The 9,954-nt window shown below is 70.5% G+C and carries 10 protein-coding genes; 5 read left to right on the top strand and 5 right to left on the bottom strand.

The genetic code is table 11. The annotated features are described in order from the left end of the window. Nucleotides 1-93: 93 nt before the first annotated feature. Nucleotides 94-1,308, top strand: coding sequence for an exodeoxyribonuclease VII large subunit (gene xseA, locus AC08OT_RS15535; RefSeq protein WP_476593769.1), 1,215 nt, complete (start codon nt 94-96; stop codon nt 1,306-1,308). Between the two features lie 69 nt (nt 1,309-1,377). Here xseA and AC08OT_RS15530 read toward each other — a convergent pair whose 3' ends face one another. Further along, the gene (locus AC08OT_RS15530) at nt 1,378-1,641 is read right to left on the bottom strand and encodes an exodeoxyribonuclease VII small subunit (protein WP_476593770.1); all 264 of its coding nucleotides are present in this window, start codon (nt 1,639-1,641) and stop codon (nt 1,378-1,380) included. 549 nt (nt 1,642-2,190) lie between these two features. Between AC08OT_RS15530 and AC08OT_RS15525 the strand changes: the two genes are divergently transcribed. Beyond that, nucleotides 2,191-2,397, top strand: coding sequence for a hypothetical protein (locus AC08OT_RS15525; RefSeq protein WP_462187145.1), 207 nt, complete (start codon nt 2,191-2,193; stop codon nt 2,395-2,397). A 56-nt stretch (nt 2,398-2,453) separates the two neighbouring features. Here the strand turns inward: AC08OT_RS15525 and AC08OT_RS15520 are convergent, their stop codons facing one another. Then, entirely contained in the window at nt 2,454-3,029 is a 576-nt protein-coding gene (locus AC08OT_RS15520) for a DUF4245 domain-containing protein (protein ID WP_462187146.1), read from the bottom strand. A gap of 387 nt (nt 3,030-3,416) precedes the next feature. Here AC08OT_RS15520 and glpX point away from each other — a divergent pair, with 387 nt between their 5' ends. Both glpX and AC08OT_RS15510 read left to right on the top strand, forming a co-directional pair. Continuing rightward, the gene (gene glpX / locus AC08OT_RS15515) at nt 3,417-4,472 is read left to right on the top strand and encodes a class II fructose-bisphosphatase (RefSeq protein ID WP_476593771.1); all 1,056 of its coding nucleotides are present in this window, start codon (nt 3,417-3,419) and stop codon (nt 4,470-4,472) included. Between the two features lie 128 nt (nt 4,473-4,600). Then, the gene (locus tag AC08OT_RS15510; RefSeq protein WP_476596119.1) at nt 4,601-5,428 is read left to right on the top strand and encodes a sterol desaturase family protein; all 828 of its coding nucleotides are present in this window, start codon (nt 4,601-4,603) and stop codon (nt 5,426-5,428) included. Here the strand turns inward: AC08OT_RS15510 and AC08OT_RS15505 are convergent. The 3 genes from AC08OT_RS15505 to AC08OT_RS15495 all read right to left on the bottom strand — a co-directional run bounded on the left by AC08OT_RS15505 (nt 5,332) and on the right by AC08OT_RS15495 (nt 8,718). Beyond that, nucleotides 5,332-6,168, bottom strand: coding sequence for a polysaccharide deacetylase family protein (locus AC08OT_RS15505; protein ID WP_476596122.1), 837 nt, complete (start codon nt 6,166-6,168; stop codon nt 5,332-5,334). The genes AC08OT_RS15510 and AC08OT_RS15505 overlap by 97 nt on opposite strands. 385 nt (nt 6,169-6,553) lie before the next feature. Beyond that, complete coding sequence (locus tag AC08OT_RS15500) at nt 6,554-7,120, bottom strand: DUF6542 domain-containing protein (protein WP_476593776.1); 567 nt, start codon at nt 7,118-7,120, stop codon at nt 6,554-6,556. Between the two features lie 146 nt (nt 7,121-7,266). Next, the gene (locus AC08OT_RS15495; RefSeq protein ID WP_476593773.1) at nt 7,267-8,718 is read right to left on the bottom strand and encodes a DNA recombination protein RmuC; all 1,452 of its coding nucleotides are present in this window, start codon (nt 8,716-8,718) and stop codon (nt 7,267-7,269) included. Nucleotides 8,719-8,845: 127 nt separating this feature from the next. Here AC08OT_RS15495 and ychF point away from each other — a divergent pair. Next, nucleotides 8,846-9,954, top strand: a 1,109-nt coding sequence (gene ychF / locus AC08OT_RS15490) for a redox-regulated ATPase YchF (RefSeq protein ID WP_476602961.1), incomplete at its 3' end; no start/stop codon positions are given.

Raw genomic sequence — 9,954 nt, 5'->3', positions numbered from 1 at the left:
AGAACCAGGCGATGCATCACCCGATGGCGACATCGTCCGGTCCGGCCGTGACGAGGGCCGCCGACTGTTGTAGGGCGAGGTTACGGTGCCCGGGTGGCACTGACATCGTCCCCGGAACAGCCGCTGCCGGTCCGCAGCGTGTCGCGCGCGCTGGGAGACTGGATCAACCGGCTGGGGCGAGTGTGGGTCGAGGGGCAGGTGACCGGGATCGTCCGCCGTCCCGGGATGGGAACGGTCTTCCTCACCCTGCGGGACCCGGTGGCCGACGTGTCCCTGCGGGTCACCTGCCCGCGCGCGGTGTGCGACGCGGTGGGGCCGGCGCTCGTCGACGGGGCCCGCGTCGTGGTGTGGGGCAAGCCGTCGTTCCACCCCGGCCGAGGCACGCTGGCCCTTGCGGTTGTTGAGATTCGCCCGCTCGGTGCCGGTGCGCTGCTGGCCCGGCTCGAACAGCTCAAGGCCACGCTGGCGGCCGAGGGGCTGTTCGCCGCGTCCCGTAAGCGGCGTCCTCCGTTCCTCCCGGCGGCCGTCGGTCTGATCACCGGGCGGGCCAGCGCGGCGGAGCGGGACGTGGTCGAGAACGCGCGCCGTCGCTGGCCGGCGGTGCGTATCGTGTTACGGGAGGTGGCCATCCAGGGGCCTCTCGCGGTCGCCCAGGTCATCGACGCGCTGCGGGAACTCGACGCGCGTGCCGAAGTGGAGGTGATCGTCATCGCTCGTGGCGGCGGGTCGCTGGAGGATCTGCTGCCCTTCTCTGACGAGGCGCTGCTGCGGGCCGTCGTGGCCGCGCGTACCCCGGTGGTGTCGGCAATCGGACACGAGCAGGACACCCCTTTGCTCGATTTTGTCGCCGACGTCCGCGCCTCCACACCGACGGACGCGGCGAAGAGGGTGGTGCCGGACGTCGGTGAGCAGGCGATCGCGGTCGCCCAGCTGCGGGCCCGGGCCCGGCGGGTCGTCGAGCACCGGCTCGACCGGGAGGAACGTTGGCTGGCGGACACCCGGGGGCGCCCCGTGCTCGCAACGCCCACGCGCGACGTGGGCCGCAGAGCGGACGACGTGTCGGCGCTCCTCGCCCGTTCGCGCCGCTGCGTCCGCCACATGATAAATGTGACCGGGAACGATCTGGCCGCCACCCGGGCCCGGATGCGCGCGCTGTCGCCGGCGGCGACCCTCGACCGCGGGTACGCCGTGGTGCAGCGCACCGTGGATGGTGCGGTTGTGCGCGGGCCTGCCGAGGTTGCGGCCGGGGACGGGCTCGCCATCCGGGTGGCGGGCGGAACGCTGCGCGCGACGGTCGTGGACGGCTGAGCAGGCCCGGCGGCCCGGTCGGCTGGAGGGGCCGCTCGCTCAGGAGACGCTCAGGAGATCAGGAGACGCTCAGGGGAGTGGAGTCGCCGCGGCCAGTCGAGCGCGGGCGCCGTCGAGCAGCGCCTGACAGGTCCTGGCGAGCTCCTCGCCTCGTTCCCAGAGGATCAGTGACTCCTCCAAACTCACCCCGCCGGCCTCCAACCGGCGGACGACCTCCTCGAGTTCGGCCCGCGCGGCCTCGTAGGTGACCGGTGGGGCCGGGACGCCCGGCGGGGGGACATCGGCGGAGCCCGAGGCGTGACCGGTAGGGCTGTCGTTGAATGCTTCGGGCATGGCCACCTCCGTGCCGCCTCTGCGGCCCTCTATCCTCTAGAACCCTCTATGCCTCTACAACCCTCTACAGCGAGGTCCGCTCAATCCGTGGACCGCGCGGTTCCGGGCCAGCCCCGGCGGAGCGGGGAGGCCCCCTGCCTCGGGGTGCCATCGGCGTTTGCGGCTCGGTCCCGGTGGGCTATCGGTGATTACGGGTTCGGCCCCGACCCAGCATCCACCGTTGGGCGACCCGACGGCCAGGGGGCACCGGCGTGGCGATTTCCCCTCCGCCCGACCAACATGATATCCAACAAGGAACAATCATGGCTGAACCCGGTCGGTCCGGTAGAGATCCATAGTACAAGGTCGCTGCACGGCGTTTCAGGTCGGTCGCGGTCCGAGACGGACCGCGACCGACCTGGCACACCGGCCGTTACCCGCAGGACATCCAGTCTGGAGGTAGCAATGCCCGCGCTACGCCCGACGCCTCGTCGCCGGCCTCTCGGCGACCTCGCCCGAGAGCACGCTCCGCCTTCGGTTGCCGCCGTGGGTGCCGTGCCGAGGGGTGGGATGACCGGGACGCGGGGTGGCGGCGCCCACCTCGGATGGCGGATGCCGACGACGGGCCCGCTGCTACGTCGGGCGGCCGGGCTGGTCATCGGCATGGCGATTCTCATCCCGGCCGCCACCGCGCTGGAGGGTGGGGGCGAGCCACCGGCCGCAACGGCCGTCGCACCCGCACGGCCTCCCGTCATCGCGGTCGCCGTCCAGCGCTGACCGGGCGGCTTGCACCGACCGGGTTCCCATCGACCAGGCTCGCACCGACGGCGCGATCAGTTCGTGGCGGCGGGAACGACCGGTCGCAGTGACGCGGCGAGGGTGACCAGATCGGCCTGATTCGCCCCGCCTTTGCCGCCTCCATCATCCACGATCACGGTGACGCCGCCGTCGGTCCGGGTGAGCGCGAGATGCCCATCGCCGTCCCGGCGTTGCTGCCAGGCGACGCCTTCCACATCGACCGTGCCGTTGGCCGGTCGGTTCCCCAGGATCCGCTGGACCGCGGTGGGAGCGTTGCTCTCGACGAAGCGAGCGAACGTCCGATGGTCGGGCCGATCGACGACATAGCCGATCGTCGCCTCGGCGGGACCACCGTCGGCACCACCGGTGGGCAGCGTCAGGCGGATGGAGGTCGGCTTCCAATAGGAGGGCAGGCCAGCCGGCCCGAGTGGGGAGTAGGGCGCCTGGCGGGCGAACGCCGCCATCGGCTCACTCGTCGCGACGACCTTGACCGTGGGCTCGTCGCTTCCGCGGGGCATGACGAAGATGACGAAGAGCAGGACACCCGCCATGACTACGGCGAGAGAGAGCGCCATGTCTCTGATCGTTTCCTGACCGCGTCGTCGTGCCACGTCCCCATCTTCCAGGTCTGAGCCCCCGGATGGGCACCCAGACCACGTCTGGGCGGCTCATAGGGGTGGTGGCGTGTTCAGGCTCTCGCCCGGCTGGAGGGCCTTATCGGGGAGCGCGGGGTGAGGAACCGGCCACGCCGGGACCTGTCGGGCAGCCGTCACGCCCCCTCCGCGTGACGGCTGCCCGATGCTTCGTTGGACGCGCGTACCGGGTTGAAGGTTGCGTGCCTCTTCGGCGGATTCGAGGTGTCGTGTCGACGACAGGCCGGATTTGCCGGACGGCCGCAGGCACACCTTCGCGGCGGGATAGGGTCATGAAGGTATATTTGGCGTCACTCTGGGCCTAATCTCGGGCGCCGACGGGGCTCCCGAACTAGGCTCGGGGCCGTGTCTTCCACTGCTGAATCCTCCGTCTCCAGGCCTTCCGACGCCTCGTCCGTGCCCGACACGCTGGCCGTGCAGGGACAGGCTCCGGATCGCAACCTCGCGCTCGAACTTGTCCGGGTAACCGAGGCAGCCGCGCTCGCCGCGGCGCGCTGGGTCGGCCGTGGTGACAAGAACGGCGCGGACGGGGCCGCCGTCGACGCGATGCGCCGACTGGTCGGCACCGTCTCGATGCGCGGGATCGTCGTGATCGGCGAGGGGGAGAAGGACGAGGCCCCCATGCTGTTCAACGGCGAGGTGGTCGGTTCGGGGGAAGGGCCCGAGTGCGACGTCGCCGTGGATCCCGTGGACGGTACGACGCTGACCTCCAAGGGGATGAATAACGCCATCTCGGTCATGGCGGTCAGCGAGCGTGGCTCGATGTACGACACGAGCGCGTGTTTCTACATGGAGAAGCTGGTCACCGGCCCGGAGGCGGCCGGGGCGGTGGATATCACGGCCTCGGTGGAGGACAACATCCGCGCCGTGGCGAAGGCCAAGGAGATCCTCCCGCGGGACGTCACCGTGGTGGTCTTGGACCGGCCCCGGCACAGCCAACTGGTCGAGCAGATCAGGGCGGCCGGCGCCCGAGTTAAGCTGATCTCCGACGGCGACGTCGCCGGAGCGGTGATGGCCGCCTCGGCGGACACCGGCGTGGACCTGCTGCTAGGGATCGGCGGCACTCCCGAGGGGATCATCACGGCCTGCGCGGTGACCTGTCTGGGCGGAGTGATCCAGGGCCGGCTGTGGCCGCGGGACGACGCGGAGTATCGCAAGGTCGCCGACCTCGGGGGCGACCCGACCCGGGTACTGTCCACCCGGGACCTCGTCGACAGTGACAACGTCTTCTTCGTGGCGACCGGCATCACGGACGGCGAACTGCTCGCCGGGGTGCGGTACCGGCCGGGCGGGGCGAACACGTCCTCGCTGGTGATGCGGTCACGCTCGGGCACCATCCGCCGAGTGGACAGCCAGCATCAGCTCACCAAGCTGCAGGCGTACTCCACCGTCCCGTTCTGAGCCGCCGCTGTCCCGGTCGCCACTCCGGTCGCAGCTCCGATCCAAGTCGCCGGTCCGGTCGGAGTTCCGTACAGTTTCCATGCTGTTCCGGTTCCGTTCCGATTCCGATCTGGTCGGGAGGTGGTCGCATGGTGCTCTACCCGCGACCTTCCGTCCCCGCGAGGGTGTTCGCGCGCCTCGACCCCCCGGGACCGCACGGCAGCGCCGCGGAGGTCCGGACGCTGGCGGGTGCGGCACGCAGGTTCCTGCGCCATCCACGGCCCCCCGTCCTGCTTGGTTGCGTGGGGACGCTTGCCGCCCTGCGGGCGGTCCGAGGCCCGTGGCGGATCCGGGACACCGGCGTCGCGGTGGCTGCCATGGCGGCGCAGCCCTTCGTCGAGTGGAGTGTGCACCGGATACTGCTCCACGCCCGGCCGGGCAGTCGGCTGGGATCGATCGGTTACCAGCTTGCCGGATACGGGCACGAGCAGCATCACCGCGATCCGACCAACCTCGACACGATGTTCTTGCGCCCCCGCGAGGTGATCAGCGGAACCGTCGCCGTCGCGGCGCCGGCGCTGCTCGGGCCGCCGTGGGCGGCGACCGGCGCGCTCTGCCTCGGGATGGGTGCGCTCGTCTACGACTGGACGCATTTCCTCATCCATACCCGGGTCCCCCCACGCACGGCCTACTACCGGCGGTTGTGGCGAGGGCATCGTTTGCACCACTACCGCAACGAGCGGTACTGGCTCGGGGTGACCAGTCCGCTCGGTGATCTGGCCCTGCGCACCGACCCGCCGCGGGACGCCGTGGCACTCTCGCTGACCGCCCGCGGGCGGAGTACCGCCGCCACCCCGTCTGCTCAGTTTGTTCGGCCTGCTCAGTGCTCCGGCAGGGCCTGTGATGGCGAGCTGAGGCTGGGGGATGCGAGGTCGCCCGGGTCCCCGGTGCCGGTTACCGGGCCAGGATCAGGCTGACCGAGCCGGGGGGTGAAAAGATCGGGCTGATGGGCTGCGCGCCGAAACCGATGGGTGTGGGCTCGTGGCACCGTGAGAGGCGGCGCGGGCCGCCCGACGCCTTCCAACCACGCGAGAAGCCGGCTGTCGGGCGTGTTCGCCTCGACGGTCAACCGAGCGAGGGCGAAGCGGTCGTCGGCGGGATGCGAGAGGACGTCGCGTACCGCGCAGGCCGAACTGTAGCCGGCCGAGATCACAAGCTGGCGTACGGACGGGTCGTATCCGCCGAGGGGATAGGCGAACGTGCGAGGTTCGTCCCCGGTCGCCACGGCCAGCCGACGACGCGACAGCGTCAGTTCGGCAATCACGTCGGTCCGCGCCAGCTCGTCCAGCCGCCGTCCGGTGTGACCGGATCCGCCGATTTCTATCCCGAGACCCCGTATTCGATGAAGGTCGGTCCGGTTGAAATAGCCCGGATCACCGACCCGCGAACTGGTCACGAATACCGTCGCCGTCAGACCCGTCTCGGCCAGCCGGCGGAGAGCCTTCAAGGTTTCCACGCCGCCGTCGTCGAAGGTGATGACGACCGGGTTGGCCGACGAGGTGGCCGCGCGCAGGGATGCGGCATATTTCGACACGGTGAGCGTCTGCCGGCCGGAGGCGGCGATGATGGCGCAGTGCCGCATGAAGGTCGAGAAGGGGATCAGCCGACGTCGCGGGCCGCGTGGCGGCTGCGTGTCGAGAGACCGGTAGCGCAACATCGGGATCACCGGGGTTCTCCCCGCTGAGCAGGGACTGGCGGTCACCGGGACCCGGCCGGCTCACCAGCGGACAGGACGTGCTCGCCGGAGAAAGCGTGAGACGTGCACGACAAGCGGGCCTCCCTACGTCCGCCGCCTCCAGGGGATGCGGCACCCGATAGGTCAGTGGAAGTGCGCCTGAGCGGCGGGTGCGTGATGCGACATGGAATCTAGCACGAGCTGTGGCAATAGGTGTGGTCGCGTTGCCGGTGTTTGTCATCGGCCGTTCCAGCTACATTCCTGTTATTGTTTTTATTGAGGGCGCGGATTTACTCATGGGTCGGTTGTGGCGGTACGGCCGACCTGGCGTGGGGAACTGGCGCGGGGAAGCGGCGGTCCGGGCCTACTACGACCGGCGTCGGCGCTCGGCGGCCGACTGCGAGAGGGAACGTTGCCGCTCGCGGCGCGCCATCTGAGCGCGGCGACCCCGGAAGAGCGCGATGACGGCCACCAGGATGAAGGCCGTCAGCAGGATCGGAGCGTGAAAGATCATCTCCGAGCCGACGTCGATGGCCTTGTTGCGCAGGCCGGAGCTGCCGTCCCCGGCCGCGGGGTTCAGGTAGCCGACGCCGAGGGCGATGAGCGCGTAGGCGAGCGGCGGCATGATCACTACGCCGATGAGGTCATCCGCATGCACGCGGACCGCGGCGAGGACGCACGAGCCGATGAACAGCACGGCGAAGGCGAACTTCAGGGAACCGAAGATCGCGGAGTCCACGATGGCACCTAGCCCACCGAGGACGAGGACGAGGATGCCGGTGCCGAGCGCGGTGAGGCCCCGGCGGCTGCCCGTGAACAGCGTGGGCGGCGGCCCACCCGCCCGACTGCGCGAGCTGCGGGCGTACAGATCGTCATGCCCGCGAGCGCGTGCGGATCTGCCCGGCGGTCCGGCCGACTGCCGGTGAGGCGGCACACTCACGAAGGCAAGGTACCGCCCGCAGATTTCCAATGCGTCAGGGCGATGCGCCAGACATGCGCATCAGCTCTCGTATTTGAGCTTTCGGTGTCGATCTCACTGCTTTCCGTTGCTTAAGCCTCCTTATGCTAGTCGTCTGCGTCTCATCTGACCGGATCTGCGCCGTCAGAGGTCTGATACCCGGCATCGACTCCGAGGTCCTCTATGGCGCCACCCCGCCCGGTCGTCGCGCCCTCCCCGGTACTCCTCAGGAGCTCGGCGGCGGACAGCGGCCGCACGCCGGTCTCCACCGGAACCGGACTGGGGAGCCCCGCCTCGACGACTTCCATGGCCGCGAGCCGGCGGGCAGGGGTCAGCACCCGGCTTTCCAACGAGCCGACGGTGGCGTTGAAGTCCCCCACCGCCCGGCCGAGCGAGCGACCGAGGCGATCGACGTGTTCGCCCAGGGTGCCGAGGCGGGTGTAGAGGTCGCGACCCAGCTCGAAGATCTCTTTCGTCCGTGCGGTCAGCGCATCCTGAGTCCAAGCGTGGGCGATGGTGCGCAGCATGGCGATCAGCGTGGTTGGGGTAGCGATGATGACCTTCTTGCCGGCGGCGTGTTCGAGCAGGCCGGGATCGTGATCGAGGGCAGGGGCCAGGAACGCCTCGGCGGGGACGAAGAGCACCACGAACTCCGGGGACGACGGCAGCCGCCGCCAGTAGGACTTGGCGCCGAGGCCGTCGACATGCGCACGCAGATGGCGGGCGTGGGCGGCCATCCGGCGCGCGCGATGGTCCTCGTCCGTCGTGTCGGCGGCCTCCAGGAACGCACTGAGCGGAACCTTCGCGTCGACGACCACGTTGCGGCCACCGGCAAGATGGACGACCATGTCGGGCCGTTGCGGGCCGTCGTCGCCCTGGATCGTCATCTGCTCGGTGAAGTCGCAGCGGTTGAGCATGCCGGCCACCTCCGCCACCCGGCGCAGCTGCATCTCGCCCCAGGCACCGCGGGCCTGGGGCCGGCGCAGCACGGTCACGAGCGCGGCGGTCTGCGACCGGAGGTTCTCCGACGCCTCACGGGCGAACCGCACCTGCTCGACGAGCGCCGCGTAGGCCTCGGTGCGCGCGGTCTCCAGCTCCCGCAGCCGGTCTTCCATCCGCCCGAGGGCCTCCCGCAGCGGCGTCACCATGCTCTCGACCGCCGAACGACGGGCGTCGAGGTCGCCGCGGGCACGGGCGCCGGCCTCGTCCAGCCGGGCGGAGGCCAGCTCCACCAACTGACGGCTCGCGCCCTCCAGAGCCTGCGCGGACAGCGCTCGGAAGCTCTCGGCGAGCCGGTCCTGGCTCTGCTCGACCAGCGCCACCCGCTCGGCCGCCGCTCGCTGCTCGTACTCCAGCACGGTGCGCAGGCTGGACACGTCCGACTCGGCCAGCATCGCACGCTCGGCAGCGGCGGCGGCGGCCTCCCGGGCCTGGTCGCGCTCCCGCATGGCGGCGGCGTGCGCGGCCGTGAGCGCGGCGACCCGCGGATCGGCGAAGCGGCGCGCGGCGGCGAATCCGCCCATGGCGCCGAGAGCCAGCCCGATCAGGGCCAGCAGCGCGCTGGTCGTGTCCACGGGAGAGAGGCAATCACGGCCCTCCGACAGTTTCGCGCGGTTTCGCGGTGAGTCGGTCCCCGGCGGGGCGGCCGCAGGGCCCGTAGCCGTGAGGTCCGTAGCCGTGAGGTCCGTAGACTGACCGGCCATGGGCCTGTCGATCGGGATCGTCGGGCTGCCCAACGTCGGCAAGTCCACGTTGTTCAACGCCCTGACGCGCAATGAGGTGCTGGCCGCGAACTACCCGTTCGCGACGATCGAGCCGAACGTGGGCGTGGTCGGGGTGCCCGATCCGCGTCTCGGCGAGCTCGCGAAGCTCTACGACAGCGCCCGGACGGTGCCGGCCACGGTCAGCTTCGTGGACATCGCCGGCCTGGTCCGAGGCGCGTCCGAGGGGCAGGGCCTGGGTAACCGCTTCCTCGCGAACATCCGCGAGTCCAACGCGGTCTGCCAGGTCGTCCGGGTGTTCTCCGATCCTGACGTGGTGCACGTCGAGGGCAGGGTCGACCCGGCCGACGACATCGAGACGATCAACACCGAGCTGATCCTCGCCGATCTGCAGACCGTCGACGCGCGCCTGCCGAAGCTGGAGAAGGAGGCCCGGGCCGACAAGGCGAAGCAGCCGTTGCTGGCCGCGGTGAAGGCCGCGCGCGAGGTGCTTGACGCCGGCCGCACGCTGTCCTCGGAACCGAAGATCGATCGCGACGCCCTGCGGGAGCTTTTCCTGCTCACCGCCAAGCCCTTCCTCTACGTCTTCAACGTCGACGAGGACGTCCTCGCCGATCCCGGTCGGCGCAAGGAACTTGTCGGGTCCGTCGCGCCCGCGGACGCGATCGTGCTATGCGCCAAGGTCGAGGCCGAACTGGCCGAACTGGCCGAACTGGCCGAACTGGCCGAACTGGCCGAACTGGCCGAGGCCGACGCCGCGGAGCTGCTGGCCTCGCTCGGCCAGGAGGAGAGCGGCCTCGCCCAGCTGGCCCGGATCGGTTTCCACACCCTCGGGCTCCAGACGTTCCTGACGGCCGGCCCGAAGGAGGCCCGGGCCTGGACCATCAGGGCCGGGGCGACCGCGCCGGAGGCCGCCGGGGCCATCCACACCGACTTCCAGCGTGGCTTCATCAAGGCCGAGATCGTCTCGTACGACGCCCTGATCGCGGCCGGTTCGATGGCCGCCGCCCGCGCGGCCGGCAAGGTGCGCATGGAGGGCAAGGACTACGTGATGGCCGACGGCGACGTCGTGGAGTTCCGCTTCAATCT

It is taken from the genome of Frankia sp. CgJB1 (assembly GCF_977947065.1).
Note: the sequence above shows the minus strand (reverse complement) of the source record. Positions and strands in the feature narration are given on the sequence as shown.

What these genes read in the sequence shown, in the direction of transcription:
- AC08OT_RS15530 (WP_476593770.1), bottom strand. Translation starts at nt 1,641, where the DNA reads ATGCCCGAAGCATTCAACGACAGCCCTACCGGTCACGCCTCGGGCTCC.
- AC08OT_RS15525 (WP_462187145.1), top strand. Translation starts at nt 2,191, where the DNA reads ATGACCGGGACGCGGGGTGGCGGCGCCCACCTCGGATGGCGGATGCCG.
- AC08OT_RS15510 (WP_476596119.1), top strand. Translation starts at nt 4,601, where the DNA reads ATGGTGCTCTACCCGCGACCTTCCGTCCCCGCGAGGGTGTTCGCGCGC.
- AC08OT_RS15505 (WP_476596122.1), bottom strand. Translation starts at nt 6,168, where the DNA reads ATGTTGCGCTACCGGTCTCTCGACACGCAGCCGCCACGCGGCCCGCGA.